Source organism: Amycolatopsis sp. lyj-109, from assembly GCF_046548995.1.
In the GTDB taxonomy this organism is placed as follows: Bacteria; Actinomycetota; Actinomycetes; order Mycobacteriales; family Pseudonocardiaceae; genus Amycolatopsis.
In genome coordinates this window covers 357791-381570 of the sequence record NZ_JAJPWR010000001.1, presented here as the reverse complement: position 1 = coordinate 381570, position 23780 = coordinate 357791, and the positions used below count along the sequence as shown (strand labels likewise).

The following is a 23780-nucleotide window of genomic DNA, read 5'->3' as shown; positions in this document are numbered from 1 at the left end:
GTGACCCCTTCGACGCCGGATCTGCCCGCCACCGACCTGGCGGTGACGCTCGACTGGCGGGGACGGGCCGCGGTGCTGGCCGTGGCGGGGGAGATCGACCTGGTCAGCGCGCCGGAGTTCGGGGAAGTCGTCGACGTGGTGCTGGCCCGCGGGCCGGAGAAGCTGGTGGTCGATCTGCGCGAGGTGACGTTCTTCTGCTCGGCGGGGCTGCAGGTGCTCGCGGCGGCCCACCGCAGGCTGGCCGAGCGCGCGTTGTGCGTGGTGAGCGATTCCCCGGTGACGTCGGGCCCGCTGAAGACGACCGGGCTCGACACGTGGATCGGCGTCCACCCGACCGTCGACGAAGCACTCCGATGAGGCGGCCACGGATGCCGGAACCGTTCCGCCGCCACGGTGTCCCCGCGACGCCCGGTGCCCTCCGCCGCGTCCGCCACGACCTGATGGCATGGGTACTGGCGGCGGGGGTCGACGACGACCGCGCGGGTGACATCGTGCTGGCCAGTTACGAGGCACTGGCGAACGTGGCCGACCACGCCTACGACGACGCGGAGCCCGGCGTGGTCGACGTCGACGCGGCGCTGCACCTCGGCCGGCTCGAAGTGGTGATCACCGACCACGGCCAGTGGCGGACGCCGGTGCCGGACACCCGCCCGGTGTCGCTGCGGGGCCGGGGCTTGCTGCTGCTGCGGGCGAGCGCCGACCAGGCGGACATCACCTCCGGCGATACTGGCACCGTCGTCACCCTCACCTGGGACCTCGACGCGCGCTGACGAAGCCTGCCGCGGCTGGTCGTGAGTGGTAAGTAGGGTTCTAACCCGAATTACCACTCACGACAGCTGCGGCAGGGCACTTGAGGTGCGGCTACTTGACGACGGCGCCGGTCTTCGGGTCGAGGGTGACCTTGCGGGCCTTCGGCCACCAGAAGTCGAACATTCCGTTGAGCGAGCCGGCTCGGGAATCGAACGACGAGTCGCCGATCCGGCCGGTGAACCAGTTGTCCTCGATGAACTTCAGCACCGACGTCTGGTCCGTCAGGGTGTGGTCGACGTGGTTGACCTTGCTGAAGGGCGAAACCACCAGCAGCGGCAGGCGCGGCCCGTAGCCGCAGCGGTCCGCGTAGGTGCCTATCGTCGTCGGCTTGGCCGTGCAGATCGCCTGGTCCTGCGAAGCGTCGTGCGAGCCGTTGAGGATCGGCGGCTTCTGGTGGTCGTACCAGCCGTCGGAGTCGTCGTAGGCCAGCACGATCGCCGTGGACTTCCAGTCCGGTGACTGCTGGATCTTGTTGATCTCACCGACCACGAACTGCTGCTCGTCCAGCGGGTCCGAGTAACCCGCGTGGCCGTCCTGGTACTCCGGGGCCTTCAGGAAGCTCACCGCGGGCATCGAGCCGGCCGCGAGCGAGTCGTTGAAGTCGGAGATGTCGTACTGGTGGTTCGCGCGGTCGGTCTGGCCGATCGCCTGCACCGAGGACGGCGGGAGGTGCTTCGGGTTCGACGTCGACGGGTAGTACTGGAACGGCTCGTGGTGCGGGCTGTAGTCGACGACCGCGTTGCCGCCGATGTTCTTGTGGGTCTGGCCGCAGACCGCGTACCCGTTGGCCGAGCCGGTCGGGCGGAAGCCGCCCTGGAACCAGCCCCAGGTGACGCGGCGCTGGTTGAGCAGGTCACCGATGTTGCGGCCCTGCATGGTGGCCAGGTTGTCCTTGCTCGTGTGGTTCTTGCCCGAGCAGTCGTCCCACGCCGGGTCCGGGTCGTTGATGATCGTGCCGACGCCGCTGGAGTCCGGCGACTGGACCGCGTAGGCGTCGCTGACCGGCTGGTGCGTCACCGGGTCGACCGCCTGGCCGCCGTGCGTCTGCCCCGAAATGAGGTTGAGCGCGCCCGGGGTCGACGGGCCGAACACGGTGTTGAACGAGTTGTCGCTCATCGCGTAGTGCTGGGCGTAGTTCCACATGCCGGTGACGGTGTTGCCGTCGTAGTAGTCCATGACCAGGCCGGGCTCGCCGAACAGGATCGGCTGCCCGGTGCACTTGTCGGTCTCGGTCTCCTCGACGAACTTGTCCATCTTGCCGCCGTTGAAGGCGGCCTGCTCGGCGCCGTAGTTGTGGTTCTGGTCGCAGGTCAGCGCCTGCTGGGGCGTGAGCCGCTTCGGGTCGTAGGCGTTGGGGTTGTCGGTCAGCAGCTTGTGGTCCAGGCCGTTGACCTTCGGGGTGCCGTGCGCGGCGGTGAACGGGGTGCCGTCGGTGTCGGCCGCGTCCGGGTAGGTGCCGAAGTAGTGGTCGAACGAGATGTTCTCGCCGAAGATGACGACGACGTGCTTGATCGGCGTCGACGTCGGGAGCCAGTGCGCGGGGAACAGGTTCAGCGGCTGGGCGTCCGCGGTGGTCGCCGCGGAGCCGGTGACGACGGCCAGCGCGGCCACCGAGGCGATCGCCCCGGCGCCGAGCAGGCCGCGCCGTCGCCGGCGGGTTCTGGTGTCCACTGTGGATTCCTTTCGTGGTGGATCGCTTACGCGAGCAGGGAGCGCCCGAAGTGGTCGTCCGGGCCGGTGACGCCCGGCAGCGCGAAGAAGTAGCCGCCGCCGAACGGGGAGATGTAGTCGGTCAGGGGTTCGTCGGCCAGCCGCGTCTGGACGGCCTCGAACTGGCGCTCCAGGTCCTGCTGGTAGCAGACGAACAGCAGGCCCATGTCCAGGTTGCCGTTGCTGTCGATGCCGCGGTCGTAATTGACCGCCCGGCGCAGGATCCGGCCGGCGTCGGTCTCCGGGGTGCGCGGGTTCGCCTTCCGGATGTGGCTGGTCAGCGGGATGACGGTGCCGACCGGGTCGTCGGCGTACCGGGGGACGTCGGTCTCCGCGGTACCGTCGAGCGGGGCGCCGGTGTCGCGGCGGCGGCCGAACATGTTCTCCTGCTCGGCCAGCGAAACCCGGTCCCAGAACTCGACGAGCATCCGGATCAGCCGGACGACCTGGTAGCTGCCGCCGGCGGTCCAGGCGGGTTCGCCGGTCGTCCACACCAGACTGTCCACTTCGGAGCCGGTGGGGTTGGCGGTGCCGTCCTTGAAGCCCATCAGGTTGCGGGGCGTGCCTTCCGGGCGCGGCGGGGAGGCGAAGCCGTTGAGTTTCCACCGCAGCTGCATGCCGCCGCGGGTGGCGCGCGCGATGTCCCGCAGCGCGTGCAGGACGGTGTCGGTGTCGTTCGCCGACAGGATCAGGCTGAGGTCGCCGTGGCACTGGGCGGGGTCGAGGGCGTCGTTCGGGAACGTCGCCATCGGCTTCAGCTTGGCGGGCTTGAGTTTCGCGAGCCCGTACCGGTCGTCGAAGAGGCTCGCGCCGACACCGAGGATGACGCCGAGGTCGCTGCCGGGCACGACCGGTCCCAGGACGCCGGAGTCGGCGGGCGGCGCGGTGATCCCGAGCGCGGCGGGCGCTCCACCGGTGGTGAGGAACCGGGCCCGGTCGGTGATGGCGCGGAAGAGTTCGGTGAGTTCGGCCTTGGACTCGGCGACGACGTCGAAGGAGGCGACGATGGTCTGGGCCGGCGGCTTGCGGAGGATGGCCGCCTGGTGGGGGCCGTGGAAGGGCACCGGCGAGCTGCCGTCGGTGACGGTCGCGGAGGAGGCGCCGAGCCCCGCTCCGGCGGCCACGGTGAGGCCCGCGCCCATCGCGGCCCGGCGCAGGAAGGAACGGCGGGGGAGGCCGGTCACGTTCTCGTGCGGCGAGCCCGCGGCGCGCAGGCCGGTCCGGTTCTCGCGAGGCAGGCCGGTCACGAGACCCTCCTCGGCTCGGCGATCGCCGCGATCGGGGCCAGCAGTTCCGTCAGCTCGCTGACATCGGCGTTCAGCTTCTGCCGCCGGTCCCGGCTCAGCTCGGCCGGCCGGGTCCACGTGCCGTCCGGGCGGTGGGCCGCGTCCAGCGCCTTCTGCGTGCGGTCCAGCCAGCTGTCCACCTTGGACAGATCCGGGTAGCGCGGCGTCAGCAGCGGCCGCAGGACGTCCAGGACCGCGCGGGTGCCGTCGAGGTTCGCGCGGGACGTGGCCAGGTTCGTGCCGCTGCCGTAGTCGGTGCGGCCGGTGAGTTCGAACTGCAGCGTGTTCTCCATGATCTCGTGCGCGCGCAGCCCGAGGTCGTTCCCGTCGACCTGGCTGTCGGCGAAGGACGTCTGCAACGCGCGGGCGTCGGTGTCGAGCTGGTCGGCGACGACGGCGAGCACGCCCAGGTCCTCGCCGTGCCACAGGCCCTGTTCCAGGCGGTGGAAGCCGGTGAAACCCGGATCGGCCGGGCCGCCCGGCAGGCCGTCGGCGGTGCCGTTGATGGCGCCGTCGGAGTCGCCGAACGCGTCGTAGGCCGCGCCCAGCCGCTCGTAGGTCAGGTGGGCGGTCAGCCACGCCGCCTGGCTCGCCGCGCGGTCGCCGCCGTGGACGGTGTTCTTCAGCGCGCCGGTGTTCGCGACCAGCTCGCCGAGGCCCGTCCGGACGTGCTGCTGGTAGGCCTTGAGCGGCCCGAGCAGGTCGTCGTGCGTCACCGGCGTGACGCCCGGCCCGGTGCGCTCGGCGCCGCCGGTGATCCGCACGGCGGGCCCGACGATCGCGCCGGCGTCCTCGGGCAGGCAGCGGAACGCGTAGCTGCCGTTGCCCAGGTTCACCTGCAGCGGCCGGGTCGTCGCCGCGCCGAGGCCCTCGACCTCGCCGTAGATCACGCCGGTCGCCGGGTCGATCAGGTCGACCTCGGCCGTCACCGACCCGGTGTTGTGCAGCCGGAACGTCTGCGGCCCCGGCTTCGGATCCGTCCAGCCGGTGCCGCACGCCGAGCGCGAGACCGCGATCTCGGGGTCGACGGCGGCCGCGCTGTCCGGCCAGAACGCCACGACGGCGCCCGCCGCGGTGGCCACGACCACGGCCACCACGATCCAGCGGGTTCGCACTGACCCCGGCACACGCACTCCCGTCACTCGATCGGACCATCACCGGTCACGGATTATGCGAGCCTAACGCCCGGAAAACCGCATCGGATCCTGTCGAACGAGCGAAATTCACCCGGACTTCAGCCGGGCGCCCACAAAAGGGGGAGGAATCAGACGTATCTGCGTGCCAGATCTGTCGGGTTCGGGAAATTCGACCGCTTGGTCGGAGTCACCGCAAGGGGGAACCGGTCTCCAGCAGCGTCTTCAGGCTGGACAGCAGCGCGGGCCAGCCCTGGCTGCACATCTCCAACGTCGTGCTGCCGGGGTCGAAACCGTCGTGGAGCACGGTCAGCTTCACCATTTCCCCGTGTGGCTCGATGGTGAACGTGACTTTGCTCCGGCTTTCTCGCTGCAGTTTCGCCTGCGTTTCCTCGTCGATGCCGTTGGCCTTCGCCCAATCCGCCGTGAAAGTGTGCCAGGTGTATGACAGCCGTCGATGTGGTTCCGATTCGAGCACGACCTGTTCGGGGTCGATCGTTTTTGCATCCCGCTCGGCCCACGTCATCGGCGAGCCCTTTTTCCAATCGGTTTCGAAGGAGACGCCCCAATACCGGCTCGTGAAGGCCGGATCGGTAAGCGCTTGCCAGAGTTTCTCCGGCGTCGTGTCGATGTAGGTGGTGTAGGCGAAATCGTTCATCGGTGCGGACTCCAGTGCTCGTTTGAGATCGGCCAGTGCGCCGGCCCGCCGCCGGTCGTAGCGGGTCATCCAGCGCTCGGCGATCGCGTTGATCGGCGCGGCGTCGAGGTGGTGCAGCTTCTCCCGGCCGCGCCACGTGGTCGTGATCAGCCCGGCCGCCTCGAGCACGGCGAGGTGCTTGCTCACCGACTGGCGGGCCATGTCCAGCCCTGCGCAGAGTTCGCGCAAGGTCTGGCCGTTGCGCACGTTGAGCGCGTCCAGTAGCTGACGGCGGCTGGAGTCGGCCAGCGCCTTGAAGACCTCGTCCATTGCGCCTTCCGTAGACATGCAGCCGTCCGGCTGCCTTTTGACGCTAGGCAGCCGGACGGGTGCATGTCAACCGGGGCTCACCGGAAGCGGATCACCGTGATGCTCGCGAGGACGAAGAACACGAGGACGACCAGCGTGCCGGTCTGCCCGCCGGACGAGCGGGTCACGACCTGGTCGACGGCGCCGGTCAGCCGCACGCCGCACTCGGCGATCACGGTGTGCCGCCCGGCCTCGATGCGGGTGAACTCGACCGGCGCGGTGAAGGCGCCGGAACTGTCGGTGTAGGCGGTGCCGACCTCGGTGCCGTCCGACATCAGCGTCACCATCCGGCTCGGCCGGCAGCCCTGCCCGGACGCTGAGAGCGTCTCGCCGGGCTTGATGCTCGGCCGGTCGAGCACCAGTTCGCCGGGCTTCGGCGTGGTGCTGGACGTCGTGGGGGTGCCGGGCGTGACCGGCGTGGTCGTCGTCGGCGGCGGCGTGCTCGTGGTGGCCGGCGGGGTGGTGGTGGTCGGGGTGGCCGGGGTCGTGGTGGTGCCCGGCCGGGTCGACCGCGTGGTCACCGGCGGGGGTGGCGTGGTGGTGGTCGGCGGCGGGGGTGTGGTGGTGGGGGTGGCGGTCACGGTGAACCGGCTGCCCGCGCTAAGCGGGCCGCCGGTGCGGGCGTTGGTGCACGTGCCGGTGACCGGGTACGTGCCGGGCTGGGCACCGGCCGGCACGGCCGCCGCGACGGTGCCGCTCGTCTGCGTGAGGGTCGCGTCCGCCGACCACATCGGCGTGCCGTTCCAGTAAAAGGTGACCGGCCCTTTGCACGGGTAGAAATTCCAGGAAATTGTGAAGGAACTCCCCGCCCGGCCGCTCGACGGTTTCAAACCAACCGACGATGTGTATTGTGCATTGGCGGTGCCGGCCGCCGTCAGCAGAAGCAACGTTCCGGCCACGGCGCCGAAAAACAGCCGAACCACGAATCGCATTGGGACGTCCCTCCCCGGTGTGTGCTCGCTGTAGCATTCCAGGCCAGTCGATAATGCAAGTAGGGGATGCCCAATGGGACGTGTCATCGCGGCGGGGGTTGCGTTGGGTTTGTGCTCGGTACTGCTGGGCGCGCCGCCCGCCTCCGCGGAGTCCGCGTCGCTGCGGCTGGAGGTGTCGATCGACCAGCGGCCGATCGAGGACGCCACGGTCCCGATCGATCCGGCGAACCAGGTCGAGCTGAAGATCGTGGCGACCAACCCCGGCACCGCGCCGGTGAAGGTCCGCAGCGTGCGGCTCTCGGGCGTCGCGCTCGCGCTGACGTTCTTCGCCTACGACACGACCGCGCCCTTCGAGGTGCCGGCCCGCGGCTCGGTGTCCCGGACCTTCGTCCTCGACCTCGGCGACCTGGCCGGGCAGGCGACCGGGCTGCTGCCGTCGTCGGTCGAGTTGCTCGACGCCGGGCGCGGGACACTCGGCGAGGCGACGACGGTCGCCGACGTCCGCGGCTCCTTCTGGTCGGTCTACGGCGTCTTCGGCCTGGCGATGCTCGTGCTGACCGTCCTCGCCTGGCTGACCGCGCTGCTCGCGCTGGCCCGGCACCGGCTGGCGCCCAACCGCTGGCGCCGCGGCGTGCGGTTCCTGCCCGCCGGGTTCGGCACCGGCCTGGTCGCGGTGATCAGCCTGTCGGTGCTGCGCTTGGTCCCGCCGGAGCCGGCGATCGAGATCCCGGTGGTGCTCGGGGCGGCGGCGATCGCCTTCCTGCTCGGCTACCTGACCCCGCACCCGGCGCCGCCCGCGGTGACCCAGGGTGACGCCACGGTGCAGCTCCCGATCCCGTCCACGCAGGAATTCACCCGATGAGCGCACCGGCCGAACTGGTCGCCGCCCTGCCGCAGTACGACATCGGGGCGTCGATCGGCGAGGGCGGCATGGGTGTCGTGTTCGCCGGCGTGCACCGGACGCTGGGCCGCAGCGTCGCGATCAAGCAGTTGCCGTGGGACGTGCTGAACCACGCGGCGAGCAGCGAGCTCTTCGACCGCGAGGCGCGGGTGCTCGCCAGCCTGGACCACCCGCACATCGTCCCGGTGTACGACTACGTCCGCACCGGCCGCGAGCACCTGCTGGTGATGGAGCGGCTCGACGGCGGAACGGTGCACAGCCGCTTCCACGGCGGCGGTGTCAGCGGCGAGCAGGCGTGCGCGATCGGGCTGGCGATGCTGGCCGGGCTGCACGCGGCGCACCGGGCGGGCGTGCTGCACCTCGACGTCAAGCCGCGGAACCTGCTGTTCAACCTGCAGGGCGTGGTCAAGGTGGCCGACTTCGGCATCGCCCGGGTGATCAGCGAGGGCGCCACGTTGGTGACGCACGGTGGCGAGATCCTGGGAACACCGGCGTACATCGCCCCCGAACAGGCGATGGGCAACGCGCTGAGCCCGGCGGCCGACGTGTACGCGGCGGGGACCGTGCTCTACGAGCTGCTGTCGGGCCGCCTGCCGTTCGACAACACCCGCGGCGCGATCAGCATGATGCGCCAGCACATGTTCACCGACCCGATGCCGATCGCGGGGGTGCCGGCGCCGATCGCGGTGGTGGTGATGCGCAGCCTGGCCCGCGAGCTGGACGCGCGCTACCGGGAGGCGGAGTCGTTCGCGGCGGACCTCGCCGCGGCGGCGTCCGTGGTGTACGGGCCGGGGTGGCTGGAGCGGTCCGGCGTGCCCGTGCTGCATCTGACGCCCCGGATGATCGCGGGCCTGAATTCGGCGACCGCACCGGCGCCGCCGGCGGAGGCCAGGACGAGGCCGGTGGCGCGGCCCGGGGCCACGCTGGTGGGGGCGCCGAGCAGCCCGCCGCCGAGCCTGCCACCGGACCCGGAGCCGCCCGCCACCTCGTCGTCGGCGGCGGTCCTTTGGCTGCGCCTGGCCGCCGCGGCGGCCGCGATCGTGCTCGTCGTGCTCGCGCTGCTCAACCCCGCGCTGCTGCCGCACCCGGCGTCGGCCGCGGTGAAACTCGGGGGCGCCTCCGTTTCGGCACCCGTCGAGGTGGATCTCAGCAAGCCCCTGGTCTTCACGGGTCCCGGCAATCCCGGCCCGGTGACGCTCGACCTGTCCGCCGCCGGGATTCCGCTGGGGTCCGCCTCGGCCGACGCGAAGCCCGACGGCAACGGCTTCACCGCCGAACTCACCCTGCCGGCGATCGCCCGGTGGATCGTCGGGGGCGCCGTCACCGCCGATGTACGAACTGGTACGTCCACGCAGACGTTCACCCTGCTCACCAGCCAGCACCCGCTGGCCAGCGCCATGGGCGCGGGCAGTCTCATCCTGGCGTTGTTCGCCCTCGCCTACCTCGAATCGGGGCTGCGGACGATCCGCAACGGCCATCGCTGGCGGGGCGCGGCGGTCGGCGGCCCCGTGCTGGGCCTGCTGTTCGGCACGGCGGTGTGGCTGTGCGTGTCGGTGCTGCGGGTGCACGAGCCGTCGCCGGGGTTCGGGGCCGGGTGTGCGGTGGCGGGCGCGGTCGCGGCCGGGCTGGTCGTCGCGGCGGCGCGGCGCCGGGCGTCCACAGTGGTCAGTCGACCATCCGGACGGTGACGTGCGGGCTGTAGCTCTTGCGCCGGCTCCACCCGCTTTCGGCGCACAGGCTCAGCTGGATGGCGCGGTCGGCGGGCGCCCAATACCCGGTGCGGACGAAGTAGCCCTCCATCGTGTTCAGCGCGCCGAGGCTCTTGCGCGCCGAGCACATTTCCCAGCCCCACTGGCGTCCGGTCTTCTCGACGCCGTTGCGGCGCACGGAGATCCGCGGGTTGCCGACCGCGCGGATGTCGGCGTCGCCCTCGGTGACGTAGACGACGCCGTCGATCTTGTAGAACCGGTTGTTGTCCAGCAGGGACACCTGTCCGGAGAGGGCGATCCCGACCCGGGCGCCTTCGTCGCCCGTGAGCGTCCAATCGAGACAGAATTCCTGGACCGGGAGTTCCAGCGACTGGGTCATGACGAGTTTCCCCTGTTCTCACTGAGCGTCCCTTTCAGAAGATAGGGATTTTCCGGGCGCCGGGAAGGGCTGCGGGCGATCTTCACCCGAAGCGGTTCCGGCGTCGGATGCCTTGTCGCGCATGGGTTTTCAGGCGATGGGGTGACGCGGGGCACCGCGGGTGACCACCGGGGCTCCGGCCGGGTGGTCTTCGGTGCACGGATGGTTGTCCGTCACTGTGCGTGAGGTTAAGGTAAAGGAACCATTACCTTCGCTGGGACGTTGGCGGGGCATGAGCGAGCCCACTGTCATCGAGCTCGGCCGACGTGACCTGCTCGTCGTGGCGGGGTTGCCGGGAGCGGGCAAGACGACCATGCTCCGCCACGCCGCCGCCGGGCTGCCGGTGCTGGACTCCGACCAGGTGCGCGAGAGGCTGGGGGCGATGGTCCCGGCGGCGCTGCCGTACCGCTGGTACCGGCCGCTGGTGCACGCGTGGCACCGGCTGCGGATAGTCGGACGCGCGATCGGCGAGGACGGCCCGATCGTGGTCCACGAGCCTTCGACGCGGGCGTCGACCCGGGCGCTGCTCGCGCTGGTGGGGGCGGTGAGCGGGCGGCCGGTGCGGCTGCTGTTCCTCGACGTGCCGGCGGCGGACGCTCTGGCGGGGCAGCGCAGCCGGGGGCGAGTGGTGCGGGCGCGGTCGTTCGCGCGGCACGTGCGGCGGGTGGGGAAGTGGCGGGCGGAGTTGCTGGCGGATCAGGTGCCGGTGGGGTGGCGGAGTGTCCAGGTGATCGATCGGCCGCGGGCAGCCCGGACTCGGCTGGTGGGGGCGCGTGCGGTGTCTGCCGCGGCCGTCGTGAGTGGTAATTCGGGTTAGAACCCTAATTACCACTCACGACCGGGAGGGGCTCTGTCTGCGCCGGCCGGGAACGCACCCAGGCAGCCCCCGGCGGCCAACTCACCAACGGGAACGGCCAACTCACCCACACCGCCGGCGAGTTGGCCGTTCCGGTGCGTGAGTTGGCCGTTCCGGGCGGTGAGTTGGCCCTACCGACAACGTGGGTGGGCAAAAGACCGTTCGCCAGAACCCTGATTGCCACTCACGACAGGCTGGGGGCCGGGGCTGCCGACTACGCCCAGTGCGCGCAGACCGTCTCCGTTCAGCCCAACACCACCTACACCGTCTCCGCCTGGGTGCGCGGGAACCCCGTCTACCTCGGCATCACCGGCGGACCCTCGACGTGGTCCGGTAACTCCGGCGCCTACAACCAGCGGCAACCAGACCTCCGCCCAGCTCTACCTCCACGGCTGGTACGGCGCCGGTACCTACTACGCCGACGACGTCGTCCTCGACGGGCCCGGGGGCAACACCCCCGGCACCCCCACCGCCCCGGGCACTCCGCAAACAACCGCGGTCACCGGCAACTCCATCGCCCTGAGCTGGGGTGCGAGCGCCGGCAGCGTCACCGGGTACCGCGTCTACGAAGGCGCCACCGCCGTCGCCACCGTCACCGGAACGAGTGCCACCGTCAGCGGGCTCGCCGCCTGCACCACCCACAGTTACTCCGTCGCCGCCTACAACAGTGCCGGTGAGTCGCCGAAGAGCGCGACCGTCTCGGCGAGCACCAGTGGCTGCGTCGACACCGGCCTGCCCAAGCACGCCCTCGTCGGCTACCTGCACGCCGGCTTCGCCAACGGCTCCGGCTACGTCCGGATGGCCGACGTGCCCGCCGCCTGGGACATCATCGATCTCGCCTTCGGCGAGCCCACCTCCGTCACCTCCGGGGACATCCGGTTCACCCGGTGCCCCGTCGCCGAATGCCGGAACGTCGAGAGCGACGCCGACTTCGTCGCCGCGATCAAGGCCAACCAAGCGCAGGGCAAGAAGGTGCTGAGGCCACTCGCTGTCGCTCAACGCCGGGGACACCGACTTCCGCAACCCGACCACGCCCGTCGTCGTCAACCTGATCTCCGCGCTGAAGACGCTCAAGGCCAAATACGGCTCGGGGTTCGTGCTCACGATGGCGCCGGAGACCTTCTTCGTGCAGGTCGGCTACCAGTTCTACGGCGGCTCGGGCGCCGGTGACGCGCGGACCGGCGCCTACCTGCCGGTGATCCACGCGCTGCGGGACTCGCTCACCGTGCTGCACGTCCAGGACTACAACTCCGGCCCGGTCATGGGGCTCGACAACCAGTACCACACCATGGGCGGCCCCGAGTTCCCCATCGCGATGACCGACATGCTCAAAGCCGGCTTCAGCGTGGCGAACACCGGGCAGTTCTTCCCCGGCCTGCGCCCGGACCAGATCGCGATCGGCCTGCCCGCGGCCGTCAGCGCGGGCAACGGCTACACGTCACCCTCCGACGTCCAAACAGCGGTGAACTGCCTGGTCAAGGGCGGTGGCTGCGGCTCGTACGCGCTGCGCGGCGGGACGTCGCCGGCCCTGCGCGGGCTGATGACGTGGTCGATCAACTGGGACAAGTACTACGGCTGGGAGTTCCAGAACAGCCACGAGCCGTTCCTGAACGCCCTGCCGTGACCGTCGGTGGTGTGCCCCGCCGCCCGGGTAGGGCACACTGCTGACGTGGCCAAACCGGCGCTGGGCGAGTCCGTGCTCTCGCGCGTGGTCCGCATCTTCGAGACGTTCGGGCCGGACGCGCCGGCATTGCGCGTCACCGATATCGCGCGGGGGGCGAACCTGCACGTCGCGACGGCGTCGCGGCTGGTCGAGGAGCTGGTCGGGCACGGCTGGCTGGGGCGTGACCCCGACCGGAAGATCCGCGTGGGCGTCCGGCTGTGGGAACTGGCGTCCCGCGCCTCGCCGACGCTGGGGCTGCGCGAAGCGGCGATGCCCTTCATGGAGGACCTGCACGCCGTCGTCGGGCACCACACCCAGCTCGCGGTGCTCGACGACCGCGAGGTGCTGTTCGTCGAGCGGCTCTCGGCGCCGGGTGCGGTCGTCAACGTGACGCGGGTGGCCGGTCGGTTGCCGCTGCACGCGTCGTCGTCCGGGCTGGTGCTGCTCGCCCACGCACCGGCCGACCTGCAGGAACGGGTGCTGGCCGGTCCGCTCGAGGCCTTCCGCCGCACGACGCTGACCGAGCCCGCGCGGCTGCGCCGGTTCCTCGCCGACGTCCGGCGGAACGGCTACGCGTTCTGCGCCGGCTTCATCGACGAAGAGACCACGGGGATCGCCGTGCCGCTGCGGGGGCCGGGCGGGGACGTCGTCGCGGCGCTGTCGGTGATCGTGCCCAACGACCGGGCCGCGCGGACGCAGATCCCGGCACTGCGGGCCGCGGCGCGCGGGATCTCGCGGGCGATGGGGAATTCCTCTCACTGAATGAGAATGCCGTAGTGGTGGGCGGGGTCGCCCGGCCATGCTCGGGGCTCTGTCGCGGGAAAGGACGTTCGCCGTGCGCACCCAGGTCGTCATCGTCGGCGCCGGCCCGGCCGGGCTGCTGCTGTCCCACCTGCTCGGGCTCGAAGGCATCGACTCCGTGCTGCTCGAACGGCAGACGCCGGAGTACGTCCAGGCGCGCATCCGCGCCGGCATCCTCGAGGCGGGGACGGTGGAACTCCTGCGGGACGTCGGCCTCGGTGCCCGGCTCGACGTCGAGGGCATGGAACACCGCGGCATCCACCTGCAGTGGCCGGAGCACCGGCACCACATCGACTTCACCGGCCTCATCGGCCGGTCCGTGACGGTCTACGGGCAGACCGAGGTGACCAAGGACCTGATGGCCGCGCGGGAAAAGGCCGGCCGCCAGGCCTATTACTCGGCCACGGACGTCACGCTGCACGACGTCACCGGGCAGCCGTCGGTGACCTTTGTGGACGATTCGGGTACGGCCCGGCGGATCGACGCGGACGTCGTCGTCGGCTGCGACGGCTTCCACGGGCCGAGCCGGGCGTCGGTTCCGGAGCCGCAGGTCTGGGAGCGGGCTTACCCGTTCGCGTGGCTGGGCGTGCTGGCCGACGTCGCGCCGTCGACGGACGAGCTGATCTACGCCTGGCACCCGGACGGGTTCGCGATGCACAGCATGCGCTCGCCGCGGGTGAGCCGGTTCTACCTGCAGGTGACGCCGGACGAGGACATCGCCGAGTGGAGCGACGACCGGATCTGGACGGCGCTGTCCGAACGGCTCGGCGTCGCGGGGTGGACGCTGGAAACCGGGACGATCACGGAGAAGAGCGTGCTCCCGATGCGGAGCTTCGTGACGACCCCGATGCGGCACGGGAACCTTTACCTGGCCGGGGACGCGGCGCACATCGTGCCGCCGACCGGGGCGAAGGGCCTGAACCTCGCGGTGGCGGACGTCGCGCTGCTGTCCCGGGCGCTGACGGCGTCGTTCGGCGGCGACGACCGGCTCGTCGACGCGTATTCGGAGACGGCGTTGCGACGCGTCTGGCGCTGCACGCACTTCTCGTGGTGGATGACGTCGATGCTGCACCGCCACGGCGACGACTTCGACGCCCAGCTCCAGCTCTCCCAGCTCCACCGCACGGTGACGTCGACCGCCGCGAAGACCGAACTCGCCGAAAACTACGCCGGCCTGCCCCTGTAACCGTGTGACGGAAGGGGCATCACGCGTGTCTGGAGGGGCATCACGCGTGATTGAGCGGGCATCACGTGTGATTGGGCGGGCATCAGCGTGATGCCCCTCTGATCACGCGAGATGCCCCTTCAATCACGTGTGATGCCCCTTTGCGCACGGGCGTCACCTTCCTCCGCGACGGGGCCCGGCGGCTGCACGTCCTGCGCTGCGGTGTCCTCACCACGGCGATCCGGCTTCGGCAGCCGGACGGTGAACGTCGATCCGGCGTCCACTTCGGACTCGACGGTGACCGTGCCCCCGTGGGCCTGCACGAGGTGGCGCACGATGGCGAGGCCGAGCCCGCTGCCGCCGGTCTGGCGGCTGCGGGACTTCTCGGCCCGCCAGAACCGGTCGAAAACGTGGGGCAGGTCCTCGGCGGCGATGCCGGTTCCGGTGTCCGCCACGGCGAGCGTCACCTCGTCCACAGTGGACGAGACGCGGATCGTCGTCCGGCCGCCGGCCGGCGTGTGCCGGATCGCGTTCGTCACCAGGTTGCCGACGACCTGGCGCAGCCGCACCGGGTCCGCCTCCAGCGCGCCGTCGCCGGTGGCGTCCACGGCGAGCGTGACCCCGGCCGCGGCGGCGCGGTCGGCGAGCGCCGCGGCGACGTGGCCGGCCAGCTCCGCCGCGTCGAGGCGCTCCGGGTGCAGGCGCAACTGCCCCGCGTCGGCCGCCGCGAGGTCCTGCAGGTCGTCGACGATGTGCTGCAGCAGCACGGTCTCTTCGAGCAGTGACGCGCTCAGGGCCCGGTCGAACGGCAGGTGCCCGTCTTCGGCGGCCTCCAGCCGGCCGCGGATGACGTTGAGCGGGTTGCGCAGCTCGTGGGCGATGTCGCTGACCATCGCCTTCCGCTGCTCCTCGATGCGTTCGCGCCGCGCCGTGAGGTCGTTGAACGCGGCGGCGAGGTAGCCGACCTCGTCGCGGGACTTCACCGGCGCCGGCCGGTCCTGCTGCGCGGCCTCGGTCAGGGCCCGCAGGGGGCGGGACAACCGGCGTGCGACGAGCGCGGTCAGCGCGACGGCCAGCACCAGCACGCCGCCGGTCACCGCGAGGATCCGGGTGAGGTTCTCCCGCGACAGCGTGAACGTCGGCAGCGGCGAGCCGCCCGGGCCGAGGGTGAACAGCAACGCGGGCGGCGCGACGTACGGCGCGAGCTGCTCGCGCCGGGCCGCGTCGAGGCAGCCCAGCAGCGGCCGCTGGTCGCTGACACCGAGGGCTTCCAGGTCGAGGCCCAGTTTCACCTCCTCACCGCCCTGGCTCTGCAGGCAGCGGTTGACGGCCTCGTTCAGGCTGGTGAGCGCGGCCTGCTCGGTCGGCGTCGCTTCGGCCAGCTCGAAGAGCAGGCACTTGCCCGCGTAGTAGCGGGCGGACAGCGGGTCGATCCCGGTGAGCAGCGGACGCCCGCTCGGCGAGTCGCGCACCTGGCCGGGCAGGCCGAGCGAGGCGAGGCAGGCGGCGGCCTTCCTGGCCAGCGCGGTGAGATTCTCGCGCTCCGGCGGCGGCAGCTTGAACGGGCCCGCCGCGCGCGGGTCGATGCCGCTCGTCCCGGCCTCGGGCAGCAGCACCGGGTCGACGTGCAGCGGATCGACCGACGCGGTCGCCTTGACCGGCAGGGTGACCGGCGCGCCGCCGGAGTCGCCGAGCACGCGCCGGTCGAGGGTGGTCAGCACGACCCGGCGGCCGGTCTGCTCCGACAGCGCCCGCAGCCGGGGGCCGACCTGGTCCCAGGTGTGGTTCGCCGCGGCGAAGCCGAGCAGCTCGGTGTAGATCGTCGCGTCGCCGGAGAGGGCCTGGCCCTGCTCCTGCTGGATCGCTCGGGTGGTGGTCTGCACGGCGAGCCACGCGGTCGCCGTGATGGAGGCGAGCGCGATGAGCAGCGAGACGGCGGTGAGCCGGACGACGAGACTGCGCCGTCTCGGGAAGTGCCGTCTCGGGAAGCTACGCCCCATCTTCGGGGGTGAGCTTGTAGCCGACGCCGAAGACGGTCCGCAGGTAGACGGGCTTCTGCGGATCGGGTTCGAGCTTCTTGCGCAGGTTGAGCACGTGGACGTCGATGATCCGGGTGCTGACGAACCGGTCGTCGCCGCGGGTGAGTTCGAGCAGCTGGCGGCGGGTGAACACCCGGCCCGGCTGCCGGATCAGCGTCTCCAGCAGCTGGAACTCGCCCGGCGTCGTCTCGACCGGGCGGCCGCCGACCGACACCTCGTGCCGCACCGGGTCGAGCCGCAGCCCGCCGGCGCGCAACGCGGTGTCGGGCGGCTCGCGGCGGCCGGCGGTGCGCCGCAGCAGCGTCCGGACCCGGGCCATCAGCTCGCGCGGGCTGTACGGCTTGGTCAGGTAGTCGTCGGCGCCGAGGTCGAGACCGAGCAGCAGGTCGTCCTCGGTGGCGCGAGCGGTCAGCATCAGCACGGCGACGTCGGACTCCCGCCGCAGGATCCGGCAGACGTCGAGGCCGTCGACCTTCGGCATCATCACGTCGAGGACCAGCAGGTCGGGCCGGTCGCGCCGGGCCTCGTCGAGCGCCGCCCGGCCGTCCGGGGCCAGCACCACGGTGTGGCCTTCGCTTTCGAGGTAGAGCCGGAGGACCTCGGCCTGCTTCTCGTCGTCCTCCGCGACCAGTACACGTGCGCACACGGCGTCGAGGGTAGGCGTCCTGACACCGTCGGCACCGCATCCTGACCGGATCTTCATACCTTGGGGACCGCCGCTTTCACGTGAAAGCGGCGGTCAGGCGGCCGCCCGCGACCCCGAAGTGCGGGCTGGACCACCGCTCGGACTACTCGGGCAGCGGGCTGTGGCCGACCACCTTTTGACCGACGAACGCCGACTTCCGCAGCGCGTGGTAGGCGTACTCGCGCATCGATTGCTCGTAGGCGGCGATCGCGTCCAGCGGCGTCGTGTGGCCGTCGGCCGCGGCCAGCAGGTGGTTGCCGAGGACGTGGGCGTCTCGCAGTGCGGTGTTGGCGCCGATGCCGAGCGCCGGGCTCATCGCGTGGATGGCGTCACCCATGACGGTCACCTTCGACGGTTCCCACGCGGCGATCGGCACACAGCTGCGGACGGCGAGGGCTTGCACGGTCGCGGTGTCCCAGAGCCGGACGATCTCCACCAGGGCCGGGTGCCAGGTGGCCAGCCGTTGCAGCACGTAGGCTTTCAGCTTGTCCGGGCCGGCGCTGAACAGGTCGGCGTCGGGGAGCATGTGTCCCACCGTCGAGTTGAAGATGCTCAGCGCATAGTTTTCCCGGGCTTCCTGCTGGAATTCCGGGCCCTGCCGGGCGACCAGAGGCGAGTGCGGGTCGGTGCGTTCCAGGGGCCCCAGGGTGAGGCCGGTGTAGTCGCTGTCGTAGGCCATGGAGAACGCGTTGTACAGCTGAGCCGGAAGCTTTGCCTTGCTCTCTTCGGTGAGCGGGATTTTGGCGGCGATCGATCGGGCACCGAGGTCGGCGACCCGGACCTGCGGCAGCCGCTGGGCTCGCACGGCGGAGTTGATGCCGTCCGCGGCGATGAGTACATCGGCTTCAGCCGTGCCACCGTCCTCCAGCAGCACGGTGACCGTCGAGTCCGGGTTGCTCCGGTAGCCGGTGACCTTCGCGCCGAAGTGCACGACCTCTTCGAGGCCGAGGAAGAGGATTCGCCGCAGAGTGGAACGGCACACCGCGAGGTGTTCGGGGATCTCGGTGGGCACTCCGGTGCCCGTGGACGCGGCCTTGTCGCGGGGCGGGCGCAGGTTGAGCTGTTCGTCGACGAGCAGCATGTCATCGTCGGGCATGCCGCAGGTCGCCAGGAACAACTCCCACAACCGCGGTTCCAAGGCAGCGTGCAAGGCAGAGGTTCCGGTCGAATTGATGTGCACGCGGTACCCGGCCTCGCGTGCCGACAAGCCGTTGTCGCGCTCGTAGACGGCCACCTGAAAATCGTGACGGTGCAGGTAGTGGGCCAGAGTCAAGCCGGCCGGCCCGGCGCCGGCGATGACGATACGTGTCTTGGACACAGTGCTCCCAGTGCATAGTCGTGTACTCGGAACACACCGGGGCCCCACCGTCAAGCAGGGAGGTTGCGCGGCCGGGGAACTTGCCACCGGGCAGCGACCCGGACTACCGACCGGGATGCAGTTTCGTGTGTGGCTCCATTCTAAGCCACTGATCCGCACAGTGTGCCGTGTGAGGATCCGCTCTGACTACATTTGTTGACAAGCGCGCTGACTTCTGGTCAGCACTGGGCGTTGTGATTTGCGGCCAGAAATGAACCGGGCCGGGAGCGGATTCCGCTCCCGGCCCGGTCGCCGTCAGGTCAAACTCGAACAGGTTCTCGCATCAGGATCCTTCGCGCCCTTCGGCACCCACCGCACGTTCGCGAACGAAGCCTGGAACGTCCCGTCCGTGTACACCAGGAACGGCGTGTTGATGTGCTCGAAGTCCAGCCCGTTGTCGAAGCAGGACACCGGGATCTTCACCGTCGTCTTCGGGCCGCCCGCCAGGTCGGTGAACAGCTTCGTCGCGTTCACCTCGGAGAAGCACGGGTAGACGCAGTGCATGCTGATCACCGTCCGGTTGGCCGGTGCCTGCTGCACGGTCGTGTCGAACTCCAGGGCCGCGTCGGCGTTGAGGTAGCCGCGCAGATCGTTGGTGCCCGCCGTGTTCTGCATGTAGAGCTGGGCCGCGCCGGCGCCCGTCCAGGTCGCCTTCAGGCCGTCGCCCTGCACGTTGACGTCCGTCGGGACGACGTTGATCTCGCTGTGCGCCGCCGTGCCGTCCGGGCCGATCACCGTGCCGCCCCAGTTCTCCGCCGAGCCGATCTGGCTGGTGTACGGCGGCACGTCGGTGCGGTCGAAGATCGCCAGGTCCTCGGTCGCGGTCCCGCCGCCACCGGTCGACGTGCAGGACGCCGGCCCGGAGGTCTCGTCCAGCTGCCCGACCGTGACGCGCTGCCCGGACTTGAGGCCGTAGCCGAGCTTGAACAGCGGGTCGTAGCCCGGCGACCACGGGTTGAGCGGCGACTGGCACGCGCTCTTCGGCCACGAGTAGCTCAGCGTGCCCTGGTAGCCGGTGCCGTCCTTGCCCTTGACCAGCATGTCCGCGACGCCGCCGCCCTCGGTGCCGGGCAGCCAGGCCGCCACGAACGCGTCGGAGCGGTTGATCTCCTTGTTCATGTACAGCGGGCGGCCGCCGACGTAGACGGTGACGACCGGGGTGCCCTTGCCGCTGACCTTGTCCAGCACGGCCAGGTCTTCGGGGTAGAGCCGCGCCGCTTCGAGCGACTTGCGGGTCAGGTCGCCGACGCCCTCGGCGTACGGCGTCTCGCCGATGACCGCGATGACCGCGTCGAAGCCCTTCGGGTCGACGGTGCCGGTGGCGTCAAAGGTGACGTTGGCGTCGCCGAGGTTCTGCTTGATGCCGGTCAGGATCGACGTCGCGTTCGGGAAGTCGGCGTTGGTGTTGCCGGTGCCCTGCCAGCTGAGCGTCCAGCCGCCGGTCTGGTTCGCGATGTTGTCGGCGCTCTTGCCGACCACTAGCACCTTCGACGCCGGCTTGAGCGGCAGCACGTTGCCGTTGTTCTTCAGCAGCGTCTGCGATTCGCGGACGGCGTCGCGGGCCAGCCAGTTGTCCTTCAGCGCCTCGTCGGAGTTGGCGTAGGAGCGGTCGGACGGCTTCTGCGACTCGAACAGGCCGTCACGCAGCTTGACGCGCAGGATGCGGGTGACGGCGTCGTCGATCCGCGCCATCGGGATCTGGCCGTTCTGCACCTGGGCGACGGTGTTGGTGATGAACGCCTTCCAGTCGTTCGGCACCATCACGATGTCGATGCCGGCGTTGATCGCCTGCGGGCACGAGGAGTTCGTGCAGCCGGTGACCTGGCCGATGCCGTTCCAGTCGGACACGACCAGGCCGTCGAAGCCGATCTTGCCCTTGAGGATCTGGTTCAGCGCCTTGTCGCTGCCGTGCAGCTTGCCCTCGGTGATGCCGAGGTCGGCGTTGGTCCAGCTGTTGAACGACACCATCACGGTCTGCGAGCCGGCGGCGAGCGCGCCGTAGTAGCCCTGGCCGTGGATGTTGATCATGTCCGCTTCGGACGAGGGGTTGACGCCCTGGTCCTGGCCGTTGATCGTGCCGCCGTCGCCGATGAAGTGCTTGGCGGTGGCGATCACGCCGTTGTAGCCGATGCGCTTGGTGGCGCCGTCCTGGAGGCCGTTGATGGCCTCGAAGCCGTAGGAGCGCGTGATGCGCGGGTCCTCGGAGAAGCCTTCGTAGGTGCGGCCCCAGCGGTCGTCCTGGACGACGGCGAGGGTGGGCGAGAAGGCCCAGTCCTGGCCGGTGGCGCGGATCTGCCGGGCGGTGGCGCCGGCTACGTCGCGGACCAGGCACGGGTCGTGCGCGGCGCCGAGGCCGATGTTGTGCGGGAAGACGGTGGCGCCGTAGACGTTGTTGTTGCCGTGCACGGCGTCGATGCCCCAGATGACGGGGACCTTCGTGCGGCTGGTCTTCGAGGCGTCCCAATAGGAGTCGGCGAGGTTCAGCCAGTCCTGCTGGGTGGCGTACTTCTTCCCGCCCGGCCACGAGCCACCGCCGTTGAGGACCGAGCCGATGGCGTACTGGCGGACCTCGTCGGGGGTGATGGCGGCGATCTCGGGCTGCGTCATCTGCCCGACTTTTTCCTCCAGGGTCATGCCCTTGAGGATTTCGGCGATCCGCTGCTCGTCGCCGGCCTTCCCCTTGAACCGGCTGTCGACCTTCGGCCAGTCCGCGAGGGTCGGCAGGCTCTTCTCGATCCGGGCGCAGCCGTCCTTGTCCTTGGCGGGCTGGCCGATGACGGGCTGAGCGGGGGTGTCGGCTTGGGCCGGCGTCGCCTGGGCGATCCCGCCCAGCAGGCTCAGGCTCATCAGCGTGACGAGCGAACTTCGGCGCGCACGAGACCACGCGCGGGATCTACTGGCCATGGGTCTGGTCCATTCTGCGATGAACGGCGGACCGGCCGATCCTCACCGGGCGACGGGGAGGCAGTCAAGGGTTTCGATTGTTTGGAGGGCCTGTTAATTCTCGACATAAACTAAGAGTCGCTCGGTGGCGGAGCCACTCTTAACCCGTAATGCTGTTGCGGTCAAGGGCACTGACGGGCAAGGGTTTTGCCCCATGGACATCCGCCGTGTCGTCTCGCTGGATCCGCTCCTGGCGGCCGGGCACCTGTTCGACGATCCCCCGCGCCCGGACGCCGCCGAGCGCTTCCTCGCTGCCGAAGGCCACCACCTGCTGGTCGCGTATGTGGACGAAGTGCCGGCGGGCATGGTGACCGGGGTCGAGATGACCCATCCGGACAAGGGCACGGAGATGTTCCTGTACGAACTGGGCGTCGACGACGGCTTCCGCGGGCAGGGCATCGGCCGGTCGTTGGTAACGGCGCTCGCGGGACTGGCTCGCGAGCGCGGATGTTATGGCATGTGGGTCGTCACGGAGGGGGACAACGCCCCGGCGAAGGCGACCTACCGCGCGGCCGGCGGGGGCACCGAGGAGGGGCAGACGGTCTTGAGCTGGACGTTCGGCTAGGGCCGGCCGGGTGAACTTCCGGGGCGGGACGCGAAGACTGGGATCCTGGAAAGATGGCGGATGGTCATGGGGGAAACCGGCTGCTCTCGAACCGGACGATCGCTGCTACGGCGGTCGTGCTGATCGTCGTCGCCGCGGCGACGTGCTGGCTGTTGCTGTCGCTGTACGGCGAAGGGACCGATGCGGACAAGGCGCGGCTGGACAGCGTGCGGACCGTCGGCACGATCGTCCTCGGTGCGGGTGGGTTCATCGCGTTGCTGCTTGCTGCGCGGCGGCAGCAAACGGCCGAGCAGGAGGCCGCCACGAAACGCCACGACCTGCTCCTGCGCGAGCAAGCCAACGAAGATGCCCGCCACGACGCCGCGGAGAGGCGTATCAGCGACCTCTACCTCAAGGCGGTCGAGCAACTCGGCGCGGAAAAGGCGCCGGTCCGGTTGGCCGGTCTCTACGCGCTTGAGCGGCTGGCGCAGGACAATCCTGCTCACCGGCAGACCATCGTGAACGTGATCTGCGCTTACCTGCGCATGCCGTACGAGCCTCCGGTCGAGGACGCCGACGAGAAACCCGATCGCGCCTGCCGGGAAGAACGGGAAGTGCGGATGACCGCGCAGCAGATCCTCACCGATCACCTGGCGCAGGAGGGGGGGCGACCGGGCGCGGTTCTGGGCGGATCTCGATCTCGACCTCGGCGGCGCCGTACTGATCGACCTGAAGTTCCACGACTGTTCGCTGCGGAACGCGAACTTCGCGCGCGCCAGATTCCTCGGGCAGACTTCGCTGCTGGGCATCAAGTTCCGAGGCAGCACGAGGTTCGACGCTGCGGTTTTCGAGGGCGAAGCCTGGTTCGTGGAGGCCGAGTTCTCGGACAGCACACGGTTCGACGATGTCACGTTCCTCGCCGACGCGAGGTTCGACGAGGCGGGATTCTTCGGAGCGACGGTGTTTCGCTGCGCCCGGTTCCAGGGGGATGCGCGGTTCGAGAAGACGAAGTTCGCGGGCAAGGTCATCTTCAGCGAGGCTGCGTTCGCGGGCCGTGCCGATTTCGCGCGCGCGAGCTTCGCCGACGCGGCGTACCTGCCCGGGGTCGACTTCGGGCGTGATGCCCGGTTCGTCGAGGTGACCTTCGCCAGGGACGGGTGGTTCCTCAACGTCGAGTTCAGCGGGAACACCGATTTCAAGGGCGTTACGTTGAGTGAGGACGTCCGATTCGTCGGCTGCACGCTGGACGGTGTCCCGTACACGCCGCCGGAGTGGACGCAGCGGCCCGACTACGACGACTTCGACTGAGCGCGCCTCAGTTCAGGACTGAGCCCGGTAGCTCCTCGAAGATCAGCCACGTCCGCGTCGACCGCACCCCTTCCAGCGCCTGCAGCCGCTCCAGCACCACGTCCCGCAGCGTCGAGTTGTCCGGCGTCCGGACCAGCAGCAGGATGTCGAAGTCGCCGCCGACCAACGCCACGTGGTCGACGTACGGGATCTCGTGCAGGTCCGTCGCCATCGTGCGCCAGGACGTCTGCTCCACCGTCACCATGATGTACGCCGACGTGCCCAGGCCCGCCCGGCGCGGGTCGATCCGGGCGCCGAAGCCCGTGATCACCCCCTCCGCCATCAGCCGCTCCAGCCGCGCGTACGCGTTCGTCCGCGAAATGTGCAGGCGCTCCGCCAGCGCGCGTACCGCCAGGCGGCCGTCCGCGGACAGTTCCGCCAGCATCGCCCGGTCGACGTCGTCCAGGGCCGGGACCGTTCGTCCCGTGAGACCCCCGTGAGCCAGGACACGTGTGGACGTTTGGTCATCAGAAAC

General features: G+C 70.3%; 24 protein-coding genes. 12 read left to right on the top strand and 12 right to left on the bottom strand.

Annotation, left to right across the window (positions count from 1 at the left end; all coding sequences use genetic code 11):
* On the top strand, positions 1–357 hold the full coding sequence (locus ACLJQF_RS01730) for an STAS domain-containing protein (RefSeq protein WP_410606400.1): 357 nt from the start codon (positions 1–3) through the stop codon (positions 355–357).
* Between the two features lie 11 nt (positions 358–368).
* Positions 369–770 (top strand): ATP-binding protein, encoded by a 402-nt coding sequence (locus ACLJQF_RS01725; RefSeq protein WP_410606399.1) that lies wholly within the window; start codon positions 369–371, stop codon positions 768–770.
* A gap of 91 nt (positions 771–861) precedes the next feature.
* Here the strand turns inward: ACLJQF_RS01725 and ACLJQF_RS01720 are convergent, their stop codons facing one another.
* From ACLJQF_RS01720 to ACLJQF_RS01700, 5 genes are all read right to left on the bottom strand, one after another.
* A complete protein-coding gene (locus ACLJQF_RS01720; RefSeq protein ID WP_410606398.1) occupies positions 862–2481 on the bottom strand; it encodes a phospholipase C in 1620 nt (539 codons plus the stop codon).
* Between the two features lie 26 nt (positions 2482–2507).
* Positions 2508–3662 carry a Dyp-type peroxidase gene (locus ACLJQF_RS01715; protein WP_410606811.1) on the bottom strand — a complete coding sequence of 385 codons (1155 nt, stop codon included), beginning with the start codon at positions 3660–3662 and terminating at the stop codon, positions 2508–2510.
* Between the two features lie 101 nt (positions 3663–3763).
* Complete coding sequence (locus tag ACLJQF_RS01710; RefSeq protein ID WP_410606810.1) at positions 3764–4921, bottom strand: EfeM/EfeO family lipoprotein; 1158 nt, start codon at positions 4919–4921, stop codon at positions 3764–3766.
* 208 nt (positions 4922–5129) lie between these two features.
* Positions 5130–5906, bottom strand: coding sequence for an ArsR/SmtB family transcription factor (locus tag ACLJQF_RS01705; RefSeq protein WP_410606397.1), 777 nt, complete (start codon positions 5904–5906; stop codon positions 5130–5132).
* Between the two features lie 77 nt (positions 5907–5983).
* Positions 5984–6220 carry a hypothetical protein gene (locus ACLJQF_RS01700; protein WP_410606396.1) on the bottom strand — a complete coding sequence of 79 codons (237 nt, stop codon included), beginning with the start codon at positions 6218–6220 and terminating at the stop codon, positions 5984–5986.
* Between ACLJQF_RS01700 and ACLJQF_RS01695 the strand changes: the two genes are divergently transcribed.
* From ACLJQF_RS01695 to ACLJQF_RS01685, 3 genes are all read left to right on the top strand, one after another.
* Entirely contained in the window at positions 6207–6695 is a 489-nt protein-coding gene (locus ACLJQF_RS01695; RefSeq protein WP_410606395.1) for a hypothetical protein, read from the top strand. The two genes, ACLJQF_RS01700 and ACLJQF_RS01695, sit on opposite strands and share 14 nt — an antisense overlap.
* A 255-nt stretch (positions 6696–6950) precedes the next feature.
* Entirely contained in the window at positions 6951–7739 is a 789-nt protein-coding gene (locus ACLJQF_RS01690) for a hypothetical protein (RefSeq protein WP_410606394.1), read from the top strand.
* On the top strand, positions 7736–9466 hold the full coding sequence (locus tag ACLJQF_RS01685; RefSeq protein ID WP_410606393.1) for a serine/threonine-protein kinase: 1731 nt from the start codon (positions 7736–7738) through the stop codon (positions 9464–9466). The genes ACLJQF_RS01690 and ACLJQF_RS01685 overlap by 4 nt, the downstream gene beginning before the upstream one ends.
* On the opposite strand, the gene ACLJQF_RS01680 is transcribed toward ACLJQF_RS01685, so the two are convergent.
* Entirely contained in the window at positions 9444–9866 is a 423-nt protein-coding gene (locus ACLJQF_RS01680; protein WP_410606392.1) for a hypothetical protein, read from the bottom strand. The genes ACLJQF_RS01685 and ACLJQF_RS01680 overlap by 23 nt on opposite strands.
* A 271-nt stretch (positions 9867–10137) precedes the next feature.
* Between ACLJQF_RS01680 and ACLJQF_RS01675 the strand changes: the two genes are divergently transcribed.
* The 5 genes from ACLJQF_RS01675 to ACLJQF_RS01655 all read left to right on the top strand — a co-directional run bounded on the left by ACLJQF_RS01675 (position 10138) and on the right by ACLJQF_RS01655 (position 14411).
* Positions 10138–10722 (top strand): AAA family ATPase, encoded by a 585-nt coding sequence (locus ACLJQF_RS01675; RefSeq protein WP_410606391.1) that lies wholly within the window; start codon positions 10138–10140, stop codon positions 10720–10722.
* A 216-nt stretch (positions 10723–10938) separates the two neighbouring features.
* Complete coding sequence (locus ACLJQF_RS01670) at positions 10939–11931, top strand: fibronectin type III domain-containing protein (RefSeq protein WP_410606390.1); 993 nt, start codon at positions 10939–10941, stop codon at positions 11929–11931.
* The gene (locus ACLJQF_RS01665; RefSeq protein WP_410606389.1) at positions 11867–12385 is read left to right on the top strand and encodes a hypothetical protein; all 519 of its coding nucleotides are present in this window, start codon (positions 11867–11869) and stop codon (positions 12383–12385) included. Before ACLJQF_RS01670 ends, ACLJQF_RS01665 begins: the two co-directional genes overlap by 65 nt.
* A 45-nt stretch (positions 12386–12430) precedes the next feature.
* A complete protein-coding gene (locus tag ACLJQF_RS01660; protein ID WP_410606388.1) occupies positions 12431–13186 on the top strand; it encodes an IclR family transcriptional regulator in 756 nt (251 codons plus the stop codon).
* A 73-nt stretch (positions 13187–13259) separates the two neighbouring features.
* Entirely contained in the window at positions 13260–14411 is a 1152-nt protein-coding gene (locus ACLJQF_RS01655; RefSeq protein WP_410606387.1) for a 4-hydroxybenzoate 3-monooxygenase, read from the top strand.
* Between the two features lie 119 nt (positions 14412–14530).
* Here ACLJQF_RS01655 and ACLJQF_RS01650 read toward each other — a convergent pair whose 3' ends face one another.
* The 4 genes from ACLJQF_RS01650 to ACLJQF_RS01635 form a co-directional block, all read right to left on the bottom strand.
* The gene (locus tag ACLJQF_RS01650) at positions 14531–16390 is read right to left on the bottom strand and encodes a sensor histidine kinase (RefSeq protein ID WP_410606386.1); all 1860 of its coding nucleotides are present in this window, start codon (positions 16388–16390) and stop codon (positions 14531–14533) included.
* The gene (locus ACLJQF_RS01645) at positions 16380–17075 is read right to left on the bottom strand and encodes a response regulator transcription factor (protein ID WP_410606385.1); all 696 of its coding nucleotides are present in this window, start codon (positions 17073–17075) and stop codon (positions 16380–16382) included. Before ACLJQF_RS01645 ends, ACLJQF_RS01650 begins: the two co-directional genes overlap by 11 nt.
* A 142-nt stretch (positions 17076–17217) precedes the next feature.
* Entirely contained in the window at positions 17218–18432 is a 1215-nt protein-coding gene (locus tag ACLJQF_RS01640) for an FAD-dependent oxidoreductase (RefSeq protein ID WP_410606384.1), read from the bottom strand.
* Positions 18433–18726: 294 nt separating this feature from the next.
* A complete protein-coding gene (locus ACLJQF_RS01635) occupies positions 18727–21318 on the bottom strand; it encodes a glycoside hydrolase family 3 protein (protein ID WP_410606809.1) in 2592 nt (863 codons plus the stop codon).
* A 250-nt stretch (positions 21319–21568) separates the two neighbouring features.
* Between ACLJQF_RS01635 and ACLJQF_RS01630 the strand changes: the two genes are divergently transcribed.
* Complete coding sequence (locus ACLJQF_RS01630) at positions 21569–21979, top strand: GNAT family N-acetyltransferase (protein WP_410606383.1); 411 nt, start codon at positions 21569–21571, stop codon at positions 21977–21979.
* On the opposite strand, the gene ACLJQF_RS01625 is transcribed toward ACLJQF_RS01630, so the two are convergent.
* Complete coding sequence (locus ACLJQF_RS01625) at positions 21976–22767, bottom strand: hypothetical protein (RefSeq protein ID WP_410606382.1); 792 nt, start codon at positions 22765–22767, stop codon at positions 21976–21978. The two genes, ACLJQF_RS01630 and ACLJQF_RS01625, sit on opposite strands and share 4 nt — an antisense overlap.
* Before the next feature lie 58 nt (positions 22768–22825).
* On the opposite strand from ACLJQF_RS01625, the gene ACLJQF_RS01620 reads away from it, so the two are divergent.
* Entirely contained in the window at positions 22826–23266 is a 441-nt protein-coding gene (locus ACLJQF_RS01620) for a pentapeptide repeat-containing protein (protein ID WP_410606381.1), read from the top strand.
* 7 nt (positions 23267–23273) lie between these two features.
* On the opposite strand, the gene ACLJQF_RS01615 is transcribed toward ACLJQF_RS01620, so the two are convergent.
* On the bottom strand, positions 23274–23750 hold the full coding sequence (locus ACLJQF_RS01615; RefSeq protein WP_410606808.1) for an Lrp/AsnC family transcriptional regulator: 477 nt from the start codon (positions 23748–23750) through the stop codon (positions 23274–23276).
* Positions 23751–23780 lie beyond the last annotated feature (30 nt).